Source organism: Streptomyces aidingensis, from assembly GCF_900112355.1.
GTDB classification, from domain to species: domain Bacteria; phylum Actinomycetota; class Actinomycetes; order Streptomycetales; family Streptomycetaceae; genus Streptomyces; species Streptomyces aidingensis.
In genome coordinates this window covers 185888-205678 of sequence record NZ_FOLM01000005.1, presented here as the reverse complement: position 1 = coordinate 205678, position 19791 = coordinate 185888, and the positions used below count along the sequence as shown (strand labels likewise).

Genomic DNA, 19791 nt, shown 5'->3' with positions numbered 1-19791 from the left:
CGCTCCCGGATCGGGACCGGTTCCGGCCCCGGAAGGATTGCTGCCGACATTCCCGTGCGGTCCCGCACAGTCCGCCGCCTGAATGCACCTGACCACCCATCGGGGAGGGCATGTGGCAACCGAAACCCCTGACTTCAGCAGCCGCCCGCAGCGTGGCTGCATACCCGAGATACCCGAGATACCCGAGATACCCGCGATACCCGAGATTCCCGCGCCCGCCCGCCCCGCGGCGGACGGCGGGACTACGGCCGATGTGGTCGTGATCGGAGCCGGTACGGCCGGCCTGGCCGCCGCCCGCCATCTGACCGGTGCCGGGCTCGGCGTCATCGTGCTGGAGGCCACCGGCCGGATCGGCGGCCGGATGGCCACCGACCATGTGGACGGATTCCGGCTGGACCGCGGAAGCTGGCTGCCCGTCCCCGACGGCCCGGAACTCGCCCTGCTGCCCCGGCCGTTGCCGCTGGCCAGACTGGACGGCGGGGTGCTGCTGCACGGCACCGGACGGGTGCAGCGGGTCGGCGCCCGGCCGCGCCGCACGGACGGCCAGGGCGGCCGGTCGTCGCTGACCGCCGCCTTCGACCAGGCGTGGCTGCGGGTCAATCTGGGCCGGATGGCGCAGACCGCCGAGTCGCGGCTGCTGGCCCGCCCCGAACTGCCGGCCCGTGCCGCGCTGGCCACCCGCTCCGTCCCGGCCCGGATCGCGGAGGGCGCGCTGCGCCCGCTGCTGACCGTGCTGCTGGCCGATCCGGCGCTGTCCGCCTCCTGCCGGCTGAGCGATCTGCGGCTGCGCGCCTTCGCCCGCGCCGGGCTGAGCCTGCCGCGGGGCGGCGCCGCCGCCCTCCCGGAGCTGCTGGCCGGGGAACTGCCGTCGGGAACGGTGCGGACCGGGGTGCGGGCGGTGTCGGTGGCGGCCAACGCCGTGCAGACCGAGGGGCATGGCACCATCCGCTGCCGTTCGGTGCTGGTCGCCACGGGCGCGGACCGGGCCGCCGGGCTGCTGGACGGGCTGCGGGTGCCGGAGCACCACCCGGTGACCGTGCTGCACCACGCCGCGCCCCAGGGGCTGCCCACCGGCCCGGCACTGGTGGTGGACACCGCGCGGCGGGGCCCGGTGGCGCACTCGCTGGCCGCCTCGGCCGCCGATCCGTCCCGCGCGCCGCGCGGCCGGACGCTGGTGACCTCGGTGGTGCTGGGCCGGGAGGCGGGCGAGCCGCCGCACCTGCTGGACCGGGCCGCCCGCGCCCAGCTCGCCGCGCTGCACGACGCGCCGGCCCGCGAGTGGGAGCTGCTGGCGGTGCGCCATGACGCCCGGGCGGTGCCGGCCACCCCGCCGCCGTATGCCGCGGAGCGGCGGGTGCGGCTGCTGGCCGGGGTGTACGTGTGCGGGGATCACCGGGACGCGCCGGGCATCGGCGGGGAGCTGTCCTCGGCGCGCCGGGCCGCGGCGGCGCTCTGCGCCGACCTCGGGGTCCCCGTGCCGTCCGGCACCGCCGACCCCGCTCCCGACCCCAGCCTCACCGCCCGCGCGGTGTGACGGCGCGGCCCGCCCCCGGAGGGTGGGGCGGCGGGCGCGGGCGTCACATCAGGGCGGCGGTGCGGTCGCGGTAGTCGCGGACGGGGGTGGCGTCGCGGTACGGGTCGAGGCGGCGCTCGAAGTCCTGGACGTATTCGTGGGCGCGCACCGAGCGCATGTCGGCGGCCTGCTGGGCGGCCTCCGAGCCGAGGGTGCACGCCTGGTCCAGATCGCCCAGCCCCAGCCGGGCGGTGGCCAGCACGATCCGGCAGAACAGCCGGGAGCGGGCGAACGCCGGGGAGCGCAGTTGCAGCGACCGCTCGGCATACCGGGCGGCCGTCCGCCACTGCTGGAGATCGCGGTGGCAGTGGCCGAACTCGTCGGTGAGCTGGGCCTCGTCGAAGAACCGGGCCCAGCCCGGCACCTCGTCGCCGGGGCGGGCCGTCTCCAGGGCGCGCTCGGCACGCGCCAGGGCGGCCGCGCAGGCCCGCGCCTCGCCCTGCACACCGTGCCCGCGCGCCTCGGCGGCGTGCAGCAGGGCCTGGACCGCGGACGGGGAGCTGCTGGCCACGCCCTGCTGCGCCACCCGGGCGAGCTGCACCGCCTCCCGGCCGTGCCCCAGGTAGACCGCCTGCCGGCTCATGGAGACCAGCACATAGGCGCCGAAGACGCGGTCCCCGGCGGACTGCGCCAGCCGCAGCGCCTGCACGAAGTAGCGCTGGGCCAGGCCGTGCGCGGCCACATCGAAGGCCGTCCAGCCGGCCAGTCTGGTCAGATCGGCGGCGGCGGAGAAGAGCCGGCGGCCGGCCTGCTCGCTGTAGCTGCCGCGCAGCATCGGCTCCAGCTCGTGCTCCAGGTAGCGGACCATGGCCTGCCGGGCGTGCCCGCCGCCGTAGGCCTGGTCCAGGGTGCGGAAGAGTTCGGCCACCGAGCGCAGTGCGGCGATGTCGCCGGGGGTGACCCGCTGGCCCGGCCCGCGCTCCACCCGCTCCACGGGCGACGGCGGGCGGCGCGGGGCGGCGGCCCCGGGCGGCAGCGGGCCGCGCATGCCGTGCCCGGTGGCCGGGCCGGTGGCGGAGAGCGAGCCCGGTCCGCGGTTCTGCTCGGGGACCCGGGGCATGCCCGGGCGCAGGCCGGGTGGCCGGCCGGGCAGCTCCCCGGCGGAGGGGCCGGGCGGGCCGGGCGGTCCCGCCGCGGCCGGTTCGCCGCGGCCGACCCGCTCGTCCGGCCGCCCGATCAGCCAGTCACGGCTGGGCACCACCAGCCCGGCCGGGGTGAAGGCGATCTTGCGCAGCTCGGCGTAGCTGCCGGTGTCCTTGCGCCACAGACCGGTGACGATGTCAACGGCCTCGGCGGGGGTGGCGGCGAATTCCAGCCCGGCGTAGACCGGGGCGCAGGCCTCCAGGCCGAGGTCCTGGGCGGTCAAGCGGCGGCCGAGCCGCCTGGTGAAGACTTCGGCGATGAGCGCGGGGGTGGCGCCGCGCGGTCGCTGCCCGCGTAGCCAGCGGGTCACGGATGTCTTGTCGTACCGGAGATCGAGCCCGTGTTCCAGGCCAAGCTGATCGACCCGTCTCGCCAGTCCGGCGTGCGAGAAGCCGGCCTCCGCGATCAGCGCGGCGAGCTGCCGGTTGGGATTCCGTCGGGGGGACTTCGAGGAGGCCGGGCCTCCTGGTCGTTCCGTGGACATCAGCTATGGGGTCTCCTGCCGAAAGGCTGTGCGGCACCGGCGCGCCCTGCTGGAACGGCGGTGGAACGGCGTGAATGTAACGGTCCTGGCGGGATTCCTGGCCTTCTGGGGCTGGGATTCATCCATACGTGTGAGCATCGGGCCCGGTGCGGGACCTGGGGCGGACCGCCGTACAGTGGACGGGACACCGCGGGACGGCGCGGGGCGACGAGGGTTCCACGAGGGACCAACGAGGAGCGGCGATGCCGGTGATGCCCGTGCCGTCGGCGATGGTGACGATGACAGCGATATCACCGGTATCAGCGATTTCAGCGATTTCAGCGATGCCGGCCGGGCCGGTGACGCGGTGCCGCCGGCGGACCGAGCGGAGCGCACCCGGAGGGACGCGATGGGGACGGTGACCGAGCCGGAGACGGCGTCGGCGGAGGACGGACGGCCGGCGGCGCCGCGCTTCGTCCGTCTCGGTTTCGGCGCCGAGGCGGTGGAGTACCACCGGGCGTGGCAGCGGCAGCGCGAGGTGCACGCGGCGCGGTTCGCCGACGAGCTCCCCGACACCGTGCTGCTGCTGGAGCACCAGGCGGTGTACACGGCGGGCCGCCGCACCCGCCCGAGCGAGCGCCCGCTGGACGGCACCCCGGTGGTGGACGTGGACCGCGGCGGCAAGATCACCTGGCACGGGCCGGGCCAGCTGGTGGGCTATCCGATCCTGAAGCTGCCGCGCCCGGTGGACGTGGTCGCGCATGTGCGGCGGCTGGAGGAGGCGCTGATCCGGGTGTGCGCCGAGCTCGGGGTGGAGACCACCCGGGTGGAGGGCCGCAGCGGGGTGTGGGTGCTCGGCGAGGCGCTGCCGGAGCGGCGCCCGGCGCCCGGCGGCGGGCTGGCGCTGGACATCGATCCGCGGCTGGCCGGGACCGCCCGCCCGGAGGACGACGAGGAGTTCGACCCGCGGCTGCGCGGCCCGGAGTACGCGCCGTCCAACGCGGGCCAGCGCGGCGAGGACCGCAAGCTGGCGGCGATCGGCATCCGGGTGGCCAAGGGCGTGACCATGCACGGCTTCGCGCTGAACTGCAATCCGGACAACACTTCCTTCGACCGGATCGTGCCCTGCGGCATCCGGGACGCGGGGGTGACCTCGCTCTCCGCCGAGCTGGGCCGGGAGGTCACGGTCGGCGAGGTGCTGCCGCTGGCGGAGAAGCATCTCGCCGCGGTGCTGGCCGAGCAGCGCCCGGCACCCCGGGTGATCGACCGCGCCGGAGAGCCCAAGGCGTAGAGCGACGCCGGAATCCGAGCGCCAGGGGCCCGGTTGTCCGGTGTAGTCAAGGCGTACGCTGGTGTTCGCCGAGGAATCGAAAGTACAGGGAGCCGGACGTGTCCGCTGTCGCACCCGACGGTCGCAAGATGCTCCGTCTTGAGGTCCGGAACAGCCAGACCCCGATCGAGCGCAAGCCCGAGTGGATCAAGACCCGGGCGAAAATGGGCCCCGAGTACACCGAACTGCGCGGGCTGGTGAAGCGGGAGGGGCTGCACACCGTCTGCCAGGAGGCCGGCTGTCCCAACATCTTCGAGTGCTGGGAGGACCGGGAGGCCACCTTCCTGATCGGTGGCGAGCAGTGCACCCGGCGCTGCGACTTCTGCCAGATCGACACCGGCAAGCCGGCCGAGCTCGACCGCGACGAGCCGCGCCGGGTGGCGGACTCGGTGCGCCAGATGGGACTGAAGTACGCCACCGTGACCGGCGTGGCGCGGGACGATCTGGCGGACGGCGGCGCCTGGCTGTACGCCGAGACGGTGCGGCAGATCCACGCGGTGATGCCGGAGACCGGCGTCGAGCTGCTGATCCCCGACTTCAACGCGGTGCCCGAACAGCTGGCCGAGGTGTTCTCCGCCCGTCCGGAGGTACTCGCGCACAATGTGGAGACCGTGCCGCGGATCTTCAAGCGCATCCGTCCGGCGTTCCGCTACGAGCGGTCCCTGGAGGTGATCACCCGGGCCCGGGAGGCCGGGCTGGTCACCAAGTCCAATCTGATCCTGGGGCTGGGCGAGACCCGCGAGGAGATCTCGCAGGCGCTGCGCGATCTGCACGGGGCCGGCTGCGAGCTGCTCACCATCACCCAGTACCTGCGGCCCTCGGTGCGCCACCACCCGGTGGAGCGCTGGGTCAGGCCGGAGGAGTTCGTGGAGCTGAAGGCGGAGGCCGAGGAGACCGGCTTCGCCGGGGTGATGTCCGGGCCGCTGGTGCGCTCCTCCTACCGGGCCGGGCGGCTGTACCGGCAGGCGGTCGAGAAGCGGGACGCCGCCTCGGCGGCCTGAGGACGGGCCCGCCCCGTATCCTTGTTCCCGTAACTCACCGGAAAGAGGACCGATGGCGAAAGAGAAGCAGCAGACGGCCGCCGACTCCGAGAACCCGGGTCGTCTCAAGCAGATCAAGCTGACCTACCGGATGGCCAAGCGGGCCGACCGCAGGCTGGGCTGGATTCTGCTGGCCGTGGCGCTGCTCAGCTTCGGCGTGGTGCTGGCCATCGGTTTCCTGCTCGGGCACCCGGTCTACCTGGGCATTCTCGGTGTGCTGGTCGCGCTGCTGGTGACCACCGTGGTGTTCGGCCGGCGGGCCGAGCGGGCGGCGTTCAAGCAGATGGAGGGCCAGCCCGGGGCCGCCGCGGCGGTGCTGGAGAACATGCGGCGCGGTTTCGCCTTCACCCCGGCGGTGGCGATCAACCGCCAGCAGGACGTGGTGCACCGCACGGTCGGCAAGTGCGGCATCGTGCTGGTCGGCGAGGGCAATCCGAACCGGGTGAAGGGCCTGCTGACCGCCGAGCGCAAGCGCATGGCCCGGGCCGTGCAGGAGGTCCCGGTGCATGAGCTGGTGGTGGGCAACGGCGAGGGCCAGGTGCCGCTGCCCAAGCTGCGCTCCCGGGTGCTGAAGCTGCCGCGGGTGCTGCCCGGATACCGGGTGACCGAGGTGAACGACCGGCTGCGGGCGCTGGGCGATCTGATGTCGAAGATGCCGGTGCCCAAGGGTCCGCTGCCCAAGGGGATGAAGCTGCCGAAGGGCCAGATCCGCCGCTGAGCATGGGCCCGCCGGGCCCCCGCCGGCGCCGCCCGGCCGGCCGCACGTTCCACGTGCGGCCGGCCGGGCGGCGCCGTTTCCGGCCTGGCCGGAGCGGGGGCGCGGCCTCCGGCGGCCCGGGGCGCTTGAAAGTGTGATGGTATGCGGACGCTCGGTATATGACCGTATACACGAGATGCACGGGGTCCCCTTCCGGCGGGCGAGCGCCGCAGGACCGCGCGACGGGTCACGGGTCGGGTCAGATGCGCACCTGTACGGCGCCGGAGAGCCGGTCGTGCAGGCCGCGGCCGTCCCGGTCCCAGATCAGCGCGGGCACGGCCAGCGCCAGCAGCAGTGCGCGCAGCACGGCGCGCGGAAAGGTCAGCCGGGTGCCGTGCACCGAGATCACCCGCAGGCCGAGCAGGCGCTTGCCCGGGGTGGCCCCGACCGTGCCCACGGTGGCCACCGCCAGCACCGTGAACACCAGCAGTGTCCAGTTGCCCAGCGTGGCGCGGTCGTCGGCGAGCAGGGCGTATGCGATGAGCGTGCACATCGCCCAGTCCAGCCCGATGGCGGCCAGCCGGCGGCCGGGCGCGGCCACCGAGCCCGGCCCTTCGGCGGGCAGGCCCAGGCGCCGGCCGCGGTGGCCGAGGCCGGCGCCGAGCTGCTCGGCGCCCGCCCGGGGGCCGGAGAGCCAGGTGCCGACCGCCTGCCGGGCGACGGTCCTCCGGTCCGTGCCGTCCGCGCCGTCCGGCTTGTCGTCTGTGTGCTCGTCCACGGCTCCACGGTAGCGCGGGGCGCCGCGGACGCCCCCGGCGGCCCCTGGCCGGCCCGCCGGGCATCCGGCCGCAAATCCACCGCCGACCGGCAGGGCGGGCGTCATCGCACGGGAGGGCTGGTTAACATCGGCGAAACAGATGGGTCATGCCCGAGAAATGCCGGGTCCTTAATGTCGGCCAGGCAGGCTGCGCGTGCGGGCTGTTCCCGAGCTGCAAACGCCCCGTCGCCCAGGCGGGCTAGGAGGACACCGGATGTTCCAGAACGCCGACGAGATCAATCGGTACATTGCGGAGAAAGACGTCAAGTTCATCGACGTCCGTTTCTGTGACCTGCCGGGCATCATGCAGCATGTCACGGTCCCGGTGGAGTCGTTCGACCCCGAGGGCCAGCTGATGTTCGACGGCTCCTCGATCCGCGGCTTCCAGGCCATCCACGAGTCCGACATGGCCCTGGTCCCGGACCTGTCCACCGCCCGGCTGGACCCGTTCCGCAAGGACGCCACGCTCAACATCAACTTCTTCATCCACGACCCGATCACCGGCGAGGCGTACAGCCGCGACCCGCGGAACATCGCCCGCAAGGCCGAGGCCTACCTGGCCTCCTCCGGCATCGCCGACACCGCCTACTTCGGCCCCGAGGCGGAGTTCTACGTCTTCGACGACGTGCGCTTCGAGACCAAGTCCAACGCGGGCTACTACTACATCGACTCCGAGGCGGGCGCCTGGAACACCGGCGCCATCGAGGAGGGCGGCAACCGCGGCTACAAGGTCCGCTACAAGGGCGGCTACTTCCCGGCCCCGCCGGTGGACCACTTCGCCGACCTGCGCGCGGAGATGACCCTGGAGCTGATGAAGGCCGGTCTTGAGGTGGAGCGCCAGCACCACGAGGTGGGCACCGCCGGCCAGGCCGAGATCAACTACAAGTTCAACACCCTGCTGGCCGCGGCCGACGATCTGATGCTGTTCAAGTACATCATCAAGAACGTCGCCTGGCGCAACGGCAAGACCGCCACCTTCATGCCCAAGCCGATCTTCGGGGACAACGGCTCCGGCATGCACGTCCACCAGTCGCTGTGGGCGGGCGGCCAGCCGCTGTTCTACGACGAGCAGGGCTACGCGGGCCTGTCGGACACCGCCCGCTACTACATCGGCGGCATTCTGAAGCACGCCCCCTCGCTGCTGGCCTTCACCAACCCGACGGTGAACTCCTACCACCGCCTGGTGCCGGGCTTCGAGGCCCCGGTGAACCTGGTCTACTCGCAGCGGAACCGCTCGGCGGCCATGCGCATCCCGATCACCGGCTCCAACCCGAAGGCCAAGCGCGTCGAGTTCCGCGCCCCGGACCCGTCCTCCAACCCGTACCTGGCGTTCTCGGCGCTGATGCTGGCCGGCCTGGACGGCATCAAGAACAAGATCGAGCCGCCGGAGCCGGTCGACAAGGACCTCTACGAGCTGGCCCCCGAGGAGCACGCCGGCATCCCGCAGGTGCCGACCTCGCTGCCGCAGGTGCTGGACTCCCTGGAGGCCGACCACGAGTTCCTGCTCGCGGGCGGGGTCTTCACCGCGGACCTGATCGAGACCTGGATCGACTTCAAGCGGGAGAAGGAGATCGCCCCCATGCAGCTCCGCCCCCACCCGCACGAGTTCGAGCTGTACTTCGACGTGTGATCCGGCCGCTCCTGGACGGAGCGGGTGAGGCATACGCGGACGCGGGGCTGTGCCCCGGCGCCGGAGGGCGCCGGGGCACAGCCCTGTTCCGGTGCCGGGCGGTCAGACGGCGAGGGTGACGGCGCAGTGCCAGCCGTCCGGGGCGGGGCCGATCGACAGGCCGCGGTCGGTGACCGCGACCGGCGCCGGGCCGGTGGTCCGCAGGGTGCGCAGCCGCACCAGCCGTACCCGGGCGCGCACCCCGCCCGGGACGGCGGCCACCTCGGCGCGCACCGGGACCTCGCCGCCGGCGTCCAGCCAGTGCAGGAACTCCTCGGCGAGTCCGAGCAGCAGGTCCTCGTCGCGCAGTGCGGGGATGACGGTGTCCAGCTCGCGGGTGGCCGCGCCGGGGCCGGCCGACGCGGGGTCGGCGATGGCCTCGGTCATGGCCTGCACGGCCTGGGCCAGGCATTCCTCCCGGGTCGGTGCCCAGGCGAGTACCCGCAGGTCGGTGAGGTGCGGCACGCTGCTGTGGCCGGCCTGCCGGACCTCCATGCGGCTCACCTCCGATGGGCCCTTCGCCCCCTCGCCCCTGGTCCGTGCCCGCCCGGCGCCGCGAGGGGGACGCGGTGCTCCGGGCTGTCACGGTCTCATGCCCGGCGGTGATCCGCACGGCGGATACGGGGACGGGGGGCGGCGGTGCCCGGCGCCGCGGGAGGGACGGCGCCGGACACCGCCGGGCGGGGGGTGACGGCCGGAGGGGGGTTACTTCAGGTGACCGGCTCCGGCGTGGCGGGAGATGTCCTTGACCGCCTTGTGGACGGGCTGGATCCGGCCGTGCAGCCAGGGCGTCCAGTCCGCGCCCGCGACCAGGGGGGAGTCCGGCCGGGCCGCGTTGTGCGCGGCCACCACGTCCACCCGGTCGCGGTGGCCGAAGCCGTTGAGGAAGGTACCGGTCTCGTACAGGGAGGTGCCGTTCCAGCGGTGGGCGATGGCGCCGGGCTCGATGTCGCCCTCGAAGTAGTTGTTCTGGGCGTAGATCTGCGACTCCAGGCCGACTCCCCAGGCGTAGTCGAAACCGAAGGGGGCGTCCGGGGTGACCAGCCAGTGGTTGTTGTAGAGGTGCACCTGGCCGCGCCGCACCCGGGGGGAGCGCTGGATGACGTTCTCGAACAGGTTGTGGTGGTAGGTGACGCGCAGCCTGCCGATGTCCTCGCTGTGCCGGTCGCTGCCGCCGATCAGCATGCCCTTGTCGTAGTTGTCGTAGTGGTTGTACGAGACGGTGACCAGGTCGGAGCCGCGGGTGATGTCCACCGAGCCGTCGTAGACCATGTAGGGCCGCCCGAAGTGTTCGGTGTCGGGCCGGCCGCCGCCGCGGAAGGTGTTGTGGTCCAGCCAGACGTTGGTGGCGCCGTACAGCCACAGGGCGTCGAATTCGGCGTTCCAGTTGCCGGCCGAGCCGTCGGTCGGGTCCCACTGCGGGAAGCAGTCCTCGACCGCCTCGAAGCTGATGTTGCGCACGATGACATTGCTGACCCCGCGGATCAGCATGGCGCCGCCCAGGATTCTGGCGTCCTTGCCCACTCCGACCAGGGTGGTGTTCGACCCCACCCGGTAGACGGCATGCGCGGCCTGGTTGTCGTGGGAGCGGTCGCGGGCCTCCTCCAGCGGGCCGGCCGGCTCCTCGTCCCAGCCCCAGGTCTCCGGGTCGTAGGCCGCCAGGTAGGCGTCCGTGGAGTATTCCGGGTCGGCGAAGTCCTCGCAGCTCAGCGGGTTGCCCTGGTCGTCGGTGTTCATGTCGATGGTGCCCTTGACCCGGACGATCCGCGGGGTGTCGTCGTCCGGGGAGCCGAGGGCGGCCAGCAGCTCGGCACGGCTGGTGACGGTGTGGATGTTCTCCGGGGAGGCGGAGGCACCGCCGCTGGTGCCGTTGCCGTAGGCGCCCCAGCCGTCCCGGGGGCCGAGCACCTCGAAGCCCAGGCCGGCGCCGGAGCCGCCATGGCCATGGCCGTGGCCGTGCCCCCGGCCGGCGGCCAGGTCGGAGCCGGGGCCGGAGGAGGCCGCCGCGGTGACGGCCGGGGCGGCGGTCGCGGCGACGGCGAGGACACAGGCCCCGACGATCACCTTGGATCTGAGTCTCATCGTTGAGTCTTCTCCGATTCTTGCAAAGGCTTGTAGCGCTGGAGGGCGGAAATCCCGGCCGGATGGTGCTACATCGTCCAGAGAAGTGGCTCGTTACACAAGGGATGTGGCAGAAAAAACCTTGCCGAGGGCCCCTCACCAGCAGCGACGAGAAGAGGAAACATGCAATCGGTTGCAGCGAAGGCGGACAAAAAGCGCCCCCGGCTGACGGCCGGGGGCGCGGATGCCGGCGTAGGTCGGCAGATCGACAGGTCGACAGATCGGCATTCACCTCTCTGACTCTCTCCGAGCCGGAGTGACCCTGAGTGACTCTGGTGACTCGGATCTGACTCGGATTGACGCGGAACCGGCGGCCGGAGGCCGCGCTCATGCCTCCTGGCGCCTGCGCACCGCCATCGACTGGGCGATGGCGGCCACGCCAAGGACGAAGACCACACCACCGATCAGGAACTGGTTCCAGATGATGCCCGCGTCGGGGAAGGATCCGACCCACCACGGCGTGGCGAACATCCAGGCGCCGATCGCGCAGAGCGCCCAGCTCATGCCGTAGACGCGCTCCGGTGTGAGCGTGAACCCGAGTGCGATCAGGCCCAGCGCGACACCGACGATCAGGTTGTGGACGACCAGGTTCGGCTGGGCGGTCGCGAAGTTGTTGACGACCCAGGGCGAGATCGCGCAGTAGAGCCCGGCGAGAAAGACCGGTGCGTCCACCAGCACGACATCGCGCCCGTGCAGCACGCGCTCGTACCGATTGCGCATCTCGTAGATGTCCGGGTGACCGGCGAGATCCGCCCGCCGGTGCGTGACATCCGCCATCGTCACTCGCCCCTTTCCGAGGACCCGCGCCGACGTGTCTGCGCCGGGACGTCACGAATCCCCCATTAATTCTGCTCTTGTTGCCCTATTGGTGCGAATTTTCGGATCGCTCGCGCACAGGTGGCCCGGGGCGGGGGCGCCCATGGCCGGTACGCCGTGATCCGAGCGGTTGCGGGAAGCCTCCGGGGCCGGGTTCCGGGAGATCTCCCGCCCCGGTCCCGGAGGTCCTGTGTCCCTCACGCAACGGCCGTTCACTCGGCCTTCACCCGGGTCCCCGCCGCGGGAACCGGCAAACGCCCGGCCGCACCGGCATCCGGTGTGGTCAGCGGCGCGAGGGGTACCCGGCCCGTTCACCAGGCCGCAGACGAGGAGGGAGCCATGAAGCTCGGATTCCTCAACCCGCTCTTCGAACGCCCCGGGCCATGGGCTTCGGTGTACTTCGACACCGCGCTCACCACCCAGGACGCCCTGACCCGGCACGAACTGGCGGCCCAGGAGGCGGTCGACCAGCTCGCCCGGGACGGCGCCGACCGCCCGACCTGCGAGGCCCTGCACAACGGCCTGCTGGGCCTGAAGCGCGCCACCGCGCCGGCCGGGCACGCGCTGTTCGCCTCGCACGGCGAGGTGGTGCTGGACGCCCCTCTGGAGGCCCCGCCGGCCAGCGCCGCCCAGGCGTGGTGGTCCGCGCTGCCCCATGTGGAGCCGCTGCTGGAACTGACCGGCACCCGGCCGGCCTGCCTGGTGGCGTACATCGACCGCCGGGGAGCCGACTTCGAGGAGTGGGGACCGCTCGGCATCCGGCCGGCCGGGGAGGTCAGCGGCGAGCAGCACCCGCTGCACCGCACCTCCGCCGCCGACTGGTCCGAGCGCCACTGGCAGCAGTCGGTGGAGGACACCTGGGACCACAACGCGGGCGTGATCGCCGAGGCGCTGACCGAGGCCCGCCGGCGCACCGGGGCCCCGGTGCTGGTGCTGGCCGGCGACCCCCGGGAGCGGCGGGCGGTGCACGGCCGGCTGCCCGCGCATCTGCGGGAGCAGGCGGTGGAGACCGAGTTCGGCGGACGCGCGCCGGGCGCCCGCCGGGAGCGGCTGGCACAGGTGGTCGAGGACGCCCGGGCCGACTACGCCGAGCGCCGCGCCCGGGAGGTACTGGACCGCTTCCACGCCGGGCGCCACCCCGACGGCCAGGGCCGGCTGGGGGCCGCCGAGGGCGTTCCCGCGCTGGTCGAGGCGGCCCGCGAGCACCGTATCGACGCGCTGCTGGTCAGTCCGGACGGTACGGATCTGCATCGCGAGGTGTGGATCGGGCGGGATCCGGACCAGCTCGGCATGCGGCGCTCGGAGATCGCCTATCTGGGCGACGACGACCCGCGCATGGCACGTGCCGACGACGCGCTGCTGCGCTCGGCGGTGACCACCGACGCCGAAGTGGTGCCGGTGCGGCTGCCGGAGACCGGTGCGGGGGACGGGCCGGCCGGCGGGCTGGGCGCGCTGCTGCGCTGGGCCTACGACCAGGAAACGGAAGGAGCCGGCCATGCCACAACGGGGTAGCGACCGCTACAACGTCCACCTCGACGACGAGATGAAGCACGAGCTCATGGGCATGCTGCGCGGCGAGCGGGCCAGCCGGGTGGAGGAGTGGCGGCGTCCGGAACCGGACGCCGACGACGATCCTCCGCTGGCGCTGCGGGGAAGGCAGGACCTGATGGACCGGGAGAACGAGGACGAGTCCTTCCGTTTCGAGCTGGCCAGGCATCTGCGCCGGACCGAGTTCCCGGCCGACCGGGGCCATCTGATGGAGACCCTGCGGGCCGAGCAGGCCCCGGAGGAGCTGGTGCAGTCCCTCGCCGCGCTGCCGGAGGACCGGGCCTTCGTCAATGTGCAGGAGGTGGTGGCGGCCCTGGGACGCAAGCCCCGGGCCTAGCCGGGGTTGGCTGCCCGCGCGCCCGGGCCGCACCGGGCCGCGCCCGGACCGCGACCGGGCGGCCGTTCAGACCGGCCCCGGCGCGGGCAGCACGAAGGACCAGCCGCGGTCGATCAGCCGCGGCAGACAGTGCCGGAGGGCGGCGACGGTCTGCGACCGGTCGCCGCCCCCGTCGTGTGCCAGCACCACCCCGCCGGAGTGGGCGCCCTCCAGCACGGCCTCGGAGATCTCCTCGCTGCCCGGCCGGGCCCAGTCGTTGGTGTCCACCGACCATCCCAGCGGTTCCATTCCCAGCTCCGCGCAGACCTCCAGCGACGCCTTGTCCCAGGCGCCGTACGGGGCGCGGGCCCAGCCCGGCGCCCCGCCGAGGAGCCGCTCCAGCAGTTCCGAGGTGGTGCCCAGCTCGCTGCGCACCCTCTTGCGGGAGAGGGTGTCCAGCCGGGGGTGGCTCCAGGAGTGGTTGGCGATCAGATGACCGTCGGCGGCGATGGCCCGTACCAGGTCCCGGTTCCATTCGGCGTTCTCCCCGATCAGGAAGAACGTGGCCCGCACCCGGTGGGTGCGCAGCACCTTCAGCACCTCGGGGGTGTACTCGGGGTGCGGCCCGTCGTCCAGGGTCAGCGCGATTTTGTCGCCCTTGACCGGCAGGGTCACGGCGGCGGCCTCGCGCACCGGCACGTTCTGCCGCCGCACCGATTCCCCGAGCCGCGGCGATCGCGCGCCCGGCGCGGCAAAGGGCCGCAGCCGGTAGCTCTGCGCGCCCAGCCCGCCGCCCGGTGCGGCGGGCGGCCCGGGGGCCGGTGCGGCCCCCGCCGGTGCGGCCGACGAGCCCGCCGGCTCATGCGCGAGCAGCCGGTGCAGGCCCACCGTCCCGGCGCAGACGGCACCGGCGATAAGGGTGCGGCGCCCGGGACGGAACCGACGCTCAGGTGATTTGTCGGATGTATCCGATCGCATGACTTACTGATCTCACGGCCGCCATTCCACCCCGCGCACCGACACCGGGCCCCCCTCGCACGGCACCCCATCGGCCGACGCGGCCCGGTGGCATCCGCCACCGGCCCCTGGGTGCGGCGCGGCCCGCCGCCTCCGCGGGTGCGGCCGTGCCCGGCCCGCGCGTCGCGTCCCGTCCCATCGCGCGGCCGGGGGCGGGGCTCAGGGATCGGCCGGAGCCGGCCCGGGCATGCTGCCGGGGTCCGGCTCCAGGAGCGGGAGCCGGACCCAGAAGGTGGCGCCGCCGCCCGGGGTGGCGCGGACCCCGCACTCGCCGTCGTGGGCCTGCACCACCGCCGCCACGATGGACAGCCCGAGCCCCGCGCCGCCCTGGTCGCGGGAGCGCCCGGGGTCGGCCCGGAAGAAGCGCTCGAAGACCCGCTCGCGCTTCTCCGGGTCGATGCCGGGACCGCGGTCGGCGACCTCCAGCAGCGCCATGCCGTCCCGCACGCCGACCCGCAGTTCCGCGGGGGTACCGGCGGGGGTGTGCCGGCGCACATTGGCCAGCAGATTGGCCAGCACCTGCCGCAGCCGGTCCGCGTCGCCCGTCACCCGCACCGCGGCGGTGTCCGCACGGTCCCCCCGGTCCCCCCGGTCCTGCCGGTCCTGCCGGTCCGTTCCCTCCGCCCGCTCTCCGCGCCCGTCCCGCACCAGGGTGAGCGGACGGTCCGGGCCGGCGGCGCGGGCGTCGCGGACCGCGTCGACCGCCAGCGCGGTGAGGTTGACCGGTTCCCGCTCCAGCGGCCGGCCCTGGTCCAGCCGGGCCAGCAGCAGCAGTTCGTCGACCAGCTGGCTCATCCGGGTCGCCTCCGACTCGATCCGGTGCATGGCCGTGGCCAGGTCGTCGGGGCGGGTGGCCGCGCCGCGCCGGAACAGCTCGGCATAGCCGCGGATGGCCGCCAGCGGGGTGCGCAGCTCGTGCGAGGCGTCCGCGACAAAGCGCCGGAGCCGGTCCTCGCTGGCCTGCCGGGCCCGGAAGGCGGACTCGATCTGGCCGAGCATGGCGTTGAGCGCGGTGCCCAGCCGTCCCACCTCGGTGCGGGTGCCGGCATGCCGCACCCGGCGGGTCAGATCGCCGGAGCCGATCGCTCCGGCCGCCGCGGCGATGTCCTCCAGCGGGCGCAGCCCGCGCCGGACGGCACGCAGCGAGAACGCGGCGACGGCCAGCAGCACCACGGCCGCCGAGGTGGAGGCCGCGCGCAGGGTCCGCCCGGCGAGTTCGTCGGAGGCGCCGGTCTTCATCGCCACCACCAGGACGTGGCCGCCGCCCAGCACGGAGGTCCGCACCAGCCAGCCGTCCTCGCTGGTGCCGCCGCCCGGCACGGCGGTGCGGGCGGTGCTGAAGCGCTCGGCGTCCGGGCCGTCCCCGGCGTCCGGCAGCATTCCCTCCGGCAGCGGCTCGGGCAGGGCCGGGCGCGGCCCGTAGGAGACGGTCTGCGCCACTCCCCCGTCCGGGCCGCGGATCTGGAAGAAGGACGGCAGGTCGGCGGTGGCGGCGGCGCTGCTCCACAGCTCGGCCACATCACCGGGCCGCTCCGCGAGGACGATCCGCGGCTGCTCCCCCCGGGCCCGCAGGGACTCCTCCAGGGCCTGCCCGGCATCGGCGAGCACGTCGTCGTTGCGGTCGCCGGTCCAGTCCTGGATGGCGCCGTAGGTGCCGCCGAGCGCGACGCCGAGTCCGGTCACCAGCAGGCTCAGCACGGTCAGCACGAGCCGGGTGCGCAGCGACATCAGCGGGCCTTCCCGGTCCCCGGGGGGCCGTCCGGCCGGTCCGGGGTCCGCAGCACATAGCCCACCCGGGGGACGGTGTGGATCAGCGGCGGGTCAAAGGCGTCGACCTTGCGGCGCAGATAGGAGATATAGGTCTGCACCACGCCGTCGTTGCCGTTGAAGTCGTACTCCCACACATGGTCCAGGATCTGCCGCTTGGTCAGCACCTTGCGGGCGTTGACCACCAGATAGCGCAGCAGCTTGTACTCGGTGGGGCTGAGGGCGATGGGCCGGCCCCGGCGGCGCACCTCGTGCGCGTCCTCGTCGATCTCCAGATCCGCGAAGCCCAGGGTGGCGCCGGGCGCCCCGGTGCCGCTGCGCCGCAGCACCGCGCGCACCCGGGCCACCAGTTCCTCCAGGCTGAACGGCTTGGTGACATAGTCGTCACCGCCCACGGTCAGCCCGGCCACCTTGTCCTCGGTGGCATCCCGGGCGGTCAGGAAGATCACCGGTGCCCGCAGGCCGTTGGCCCGCAGCCGCCGGCACACATCGATGCCCGAGCCGTCCGGCAGCATCACATCGAGCACGATCAGATGCGGTGCGAAGGCCGCCACCTGGGCCTCGGTCCCGGCGCCGTCATGGGCGACGGCCGTCTCGAAGCCCTCGTACCGCAGGGCCGTAGCGACCAGCTCGGCCAGATAGGCCTCATCGTCCACCACCAGTATCCGTGTCACAGCAGAGGTCACCGCCTCAGTCTTCCCTCCGGCCGGGGCCGCATGGGCGCCCCGCCGCGACTCACCGAGAACTCACAGAACAGGCACAGAGCCGTCCAAGAACGCGCTGCTGGCATGGGAGCATGAAACGAATCTCGCAGCTTGTGCTGGCCCGCTCCCGGCTGGTGGGCCTGTTGACAGTGGTGCTCCTGCTGGCCGGCGGCGGGGCGGCGGCGCTGCTGGTGCCGAACGTCTCCGAGCAGAACGCCTACCCCGGCATGGCGTCCTACGAGGCGAACAAGGAGATCCGGGAACGGTACGGAACGGGCGGCTACGAGCGGCCCTTCCTCCCGGTGGTGCGGCTGCCGGAGGGCGCCACCGCCGACGACCCGGCCGTGCGGGAGGCGGTCGGCGAGATGTTCGCCGCGGCGGCCGAGGCGACCGGCGGCCGGGTGGTGTCCTACCCGGACACCGGCGACCGCGGCTTTGTCGGCGACGCCGGCCGCACGGTCTTCGGCCTGGTCTACGGCGGCCCGGTGGAGCAGGGCGGGCTGCCGGGCAGTGCGCTCGGCGAGGGCGCCGGTCTGGACGGCGTGCTGACCGAGGTGATGACCCCGCATCTGCCGCCGGGTGCGGAGCTGTATGTCACCGGGCTCGATCCGCTGGCCACCGGCGAGGACGCCGGCGGCCTCAATGTGCCGGTCAAACTGCTGATCACCATTGCCGCCGCGATCGTGGTCATGGGCTGGGTGTTCCGGTCCGCGCTGGCGCTGGTGCCGCTGCTGATCGCGCTGGTCGCGATCCCGGCCTCGTTCCTGGGCCTGCTGGTGGCCTCGGCGGTGATCGAGGTCCATGAGACGACCCTGATCATGCTGCCGCTCTTCGGGGTGGGCATCGCCATCGACTACGCGCTCATCCTGGTGGCCCGCTGGCGGGAGGAGCGGGCGCTCGGGCACTCCGGCGACGAGGCGGTGCACCGGGCCATGGCCACCTCGGGGCACGCCATCGTGTTCAGCAGCGCCGCGGTGGCCATCGGTCTGGTGACGATGATGGTGCTGCCCATTCCGCTGCTGCGCAGCCTGGGCGTGGGCGGAACCATGGTGACGCTGGCCAGCGCGCTGGTCTCGCTGACCCTGCTGCCGCTGGTGCTGGCCCGGGCGGGCCGGCGGCTGGATCTGAAGCGGCTGGCGGGCCGGGACCCGGACGCCCGGGAGGCGTCGGCGAGCCGGATGTGGACCCGGTGGGCGCGCGGCGTGGTCCGCTTCCGGGCGCTGACCGCCGTGCTGGCCGGCGGGGTGCTGCTGGTGCTGACGGTGATCGCGACGGGCGTCAACCTGAACATGCCGGTCTCCGGCAATCTCGCCGAGTCGGGCCCCGGCCGGGAGGGGCTGACCGTGCTTCAGGACGGCGGCGTGCCGTCCGGGGTGCTCACCTCGTTCGACGTGTATGTGCCGCCGGGCACCGACCCGGAGGCGGTGGCCGGCGAGCTGCGCGGGCTGCCCGGGGTGCACACGGTCGCCGCCCCGGACGGCGAGGACTGGCGGCAGGACGGCTCGGCCCTGGTCACCGTGGTCCCGGTGGACGAGGGCGGCTCGGCCGCGGGCCGGGACACCATCGAGCGGGTGATCGACACGGTGCCGGACGAGGTCATGGTCGGCGGCAACGCCACCCAGCAGATCGACTATCTGCGGGTCACCTATGGCGCGTTCCCGTGGATGCTGGCGCTGCTGGCCCTGGTCACCTATGTGATGCTGGCCCGCGCGTTCCGGTCGCTGCTGCTGCCGCTGAAGGCGATCCTGCTGAACCTGCTGTCGCTGGGCGCGGTGATCGGCGCGATGGTGATCCTGTGGCAGTGGGGCTGGGGCACCCAGGCCCTGCTGGGCATCCAGCCGGACGGCGCCATCGGCACCTTCGTCCCGGTGACCATCTTCGCCTTCCTGTACGGCCTGTCCATGGACTACGAGGTGTTCATCCTGGCCCGGATGCGGGAGCAGTACGACCGCTCCGGCAACACCCATGACGCCGTGGTGACCGGTGTGGCCCGCACCGGGCGGCTGGTGACCTGTGCGGCGCTGGTGCTGTTCTTCTCCTTCGCCTCCATGTCGGCCACCGGAGAGCTGGACGTGGCCATCTTCGCCTCCGGGATCGCGCTGGGCATCCTGCTGGACGCGACCGTCATCCGGTCGCTGCTGGTGCCGGCCACGGTGGCGATGATGGGCAAGTGGAACTGGTGGCTGCCGGACCGGGCGGCCAGGCTGCTGCGGGTCGAGCCCTCGCCGCTGCGGGAGGAGCGCCCGGCGGCGGATCCGGACGGGCCGGCCGACGGTGCCGGCGGCCCGCCGGACGGGGCCCGGCCGCGGCACAAGGAGGTGACGCGGCTTCCGTGACGGGATCCCGGGCGGGGGCCGGCCGCCCGCGGCCGGCCCCCGCCCGGTGGTCACCCGAGTTCTCCGTGCTCCGCGGTCCAGGTGTAGAAGCCGGTGGCCATGGCGTCCAGCGGGCTGCGCCAGGTCTCCGGCCGGTACGGGGTGATGTACGCGTCCAGGTCCGCGCTGAGCTGCTGGAAGTCCGCCCGCTGCCGGGCGGCGGTGACGGCGGCCCGCGGGTCCCCGCCGAACTCCACATGGTGGAAGTACAGGCCGTGGTAGGCGTAGAGGTCGCGCCGCCGGACACCGAGCGCATGGGGCAGCTCGGTCCGGTCGGACGCACGGAACAAGTCCGCCGTCTCCTGTTCGGCGCCCGGCTTGATCCGGGCGACGATCAGCAGACGGTGCGACGGCTGAGAGGGCATGCGCAACTCCTCGACTCGAATCGAGTATCC

Annotated in this window: 17 protein-coding genes; 8 read left to right on the top strand and 9 right to left on the bottom strand. The window is 73.4% G+C overall.

Features of this window, described 5'->3' with window-relative positions:
- Window positions 1-205 precede the first annotated feature (205 nt).
- Window positions 206-1534: an FAD-dependent oxidoreductase gene (locus BM242_RS11970; protein WP_281254681.1), complete on the top strand. Its 1329-nt coding sequence runs from the start codon at window positions 206-208 to the stop codon at window positions 1532-1534.
- Between the two features lie 43 nt (window positions 1535-1577).
- Here BM242_RS11970 and BM242_RS11965 read toward each other — a convergent pair whose 3' ends face one another.
- Entirely contained in the window at window positions 1578-3200 is a 1623-nt protein-coding gene (locus BM242_RS11965; RefSeq protein ID WP_093838751.1) for an NsdA family TPR-like regulatory protein, read from the bottom strand.
- Between the two features lie 388 nt (window positions 3201-3588).
- On the opposite strand from BM242_RS11965, the gene lipB reads away from it, so the two are divergent.
- The 3 genes from lipB to BM242_RS11950 all read left to right on the top strand — a co-directional run bounded on the left by lipB (window position 3589) and on the right by BM242_RS11950 (window position 6267).
- Entirely contained in the window at window positions 3589-4470 is an 882-nt protein-coding gene (lipB, locus tag BM242_RS11960) for a lipoyl(octanoyl) transferase LipB (RefSeq protein WP_093838750.1), read from the top strand.
- Between the two features lie 98 nt (window positions 4471-4568).
- A complete protein-coding gene (gene lipA, locus BM242_RS11955) occupies window positions 4569-5510 on the top strand; it encodes a lipoyl synthase (RefSeq protein WP_093838749.1) in 942 nt (313 codons plus the stop codon).
- Between the two features lie 52 nt (window positions 5511-5562).
- Window positions 5563-6267 (top strand): DUF4191 domain-containing protein, encoded by a 705-nt coding sequence (locus BM242_RS11950; protein WP_093838748.1) that lies wholly within the window; start codon window positions 5563-5565, stop codon window positions 6265-6267.
- Window positions 6268-6505: 238 nt separating this feature from the next.
- Here the strand turns inward: BM242_RS11950 and BM242_RS11945 are convergent, their stop codons facing one another.
- Window positions 6506-7024, bottom strand: coding sequence for an RDD family protein (locus tag BM242_RS11945; RefSeq protein WP_245834006.1), 519 nt, complete (start codon window positions 7022-7024; stop codon window positions 6506-6508).
- Between the two features lie 253 nt (window positions 7025-7277).
- Here BM242_RS11945 and glnA point away from each other — a divergent pair, with 253 nt between their 5' ends.
- Window positions 7278-8693 carry a type I glutamate--ammonia ligase gene (gene glnA, locus BM242_RS11940; protein ID WP_093838746.1) on the top strand — a complete coding sequence of 472 codons (1416 nt, stop codon included), beginning with the start codon at window positions 7278-7280 and terminating at the stop codon, window positions 8691-8693.
- A 102-nt stretch (window positions 8694-8795) separates the two neighbouring features.
- Here glnA and BM242_RS11935 read toward each other — a convergent pair whose 3' ends face one another.
- The 3 genes from BM242_RS11935 to BM242_RS11925 all read right to left on the bottom strand — a co-directional run bounded on the left by BM242_RS11935 (window position 8796) and on the right by BM242_RS11925 (window position 11630).
- On the bottom strand, window positions 8796-9227 hold the full coding sequence (locus BM242_RS11935; protein WP_093838745.1) for an archease: 432 nt from the start codon (window positions 9225-9227) through the stop codon (window positions 8796-8798).
- A 210-nt stretch (window positions 9228-9437) separates the two neighbouring features.
- A complete protein-coding gene (locus BM242_RS11930; RefSeq protein WP_093838744.1) occupies window positions 9438-10814 on the bottom strand; it encodes a pectate lyase family protein in 1377 nt (458 codons plus the stop codon).
- A 366-nt stretch (window positions 10815-11180) separates the two neighbouring features.
- Complete coding sequence (locus tag BM242_RS11925) at window positions 11181-11630, bottom strand: SPW repeat protein (RefSeq protein WP_093838743.1); 450 nt, start codon at window positions 11628-11630, stop codon at window positions 11181-11183.
- A 378-nt stretch (window positions 11631-12008) separates the two neighbouring features.
- Here BM242_RS11925 and BM242_RS11920 point away from each other — a divergent pair, with 378 nt between their 5' ends.
- Window positions 12009-13181 (top strand): baeRF2 domain-containing protein, encoded by a 1173-nt coding sequence (locus tag BM242_RS11920; RefSeq protein ID WP_093838742.1) that lies wholly within the window; start codon window positions 12009-12011, stop codon window positions 13179-13181.
- A complete protein-coding gene (locus BM242_RS11915; RefSeq protein ID WP_093838741.1) occupies window positions 13165-13554 on the top strand; it encodes a DUF2795 domain-containing protein in 390 nt (129 codons plus the stop codon). The genes BM242_RS11920 and BM242_RS11915 overlap by 17 nt, the downstream gene beginning before the upstream one ends.
- A 66-nt stretch (window positions 13555-13620) precedes the next feature.
- Here the strand turns inward: BM242_RS11915 and BM242_RS11910 are convergent, their stop codons facing one another.
- The 3 genes from BM242_RS11910 to BM242_RS11900 all read right to left on the bottom strand — a co-directional run bounded on the left by BM242_RS11910 (window position 13621) and on the right by BM242_RS11900 (window position 17003).
- A complete protein-coding gene (locus BM242_RS11910; RefSeq protein ID WP_093838740.1) occupies window positions 13621-14511 on the bottom strand; it encodes a polysaccharide deacetylase family protein in 891 nt (296 codons plus the stop codon).
- Between the two features lie 198 nt (window positions 14512-14709).
- Complete coding sequence (locus tag BM242_RS11905; protein ID WP_093838739.1) at window positions 14710-16278, bottom strand: sensor histidine kinase; 1569 nt, start codon at window positions 16276-16278, stop codon at window positions 14710-14712.
- Entirely contained in the window at window positions 16278-17003 is a 726-nt protein-coding gene (locus tag BM242_RS11900) for a response regulator transcription factor (protein ID WP_093838738.1), read from the bottom strand. Before BM242_RS11900 ends, BM242_RS11905 begins: the two co-directional genes overlap by 1 nt.
- Window positions 17004-17113: 110 nt before the next feature.
- On the opposite strand from BM242_RS11900, the gene BM242_RS11895 reads away from it, so the two are divergent.
- Window positions 17114-19357, top strand: a complete 2244-nt coding sequence (locus BM242_RS11895; protein WP_093838737.1) for an MMPL family transporter — start codon at window positions 17114-17116, stop codon at window positions 19355-19357.
- A gap of 50 nt (window positions 19358-19407) precedes the next feature.
- Here BM242_RS11895 and BM242_RS11890 read toward each other — a convergent pair whose 3' ends face one another.
- Complete coding sequence (locus tag BM242_RS11890; RefSeq protein WP_093838736.1) at window positions 19408-19761, bottom strand: TcmI family type II polyketide cyclase; 354 nt, start codon at window positions 19759-19761, stop codon at window positions 19408-19410.
- Window positions 19762-19791: the final 30 nt, after the last annotated feature.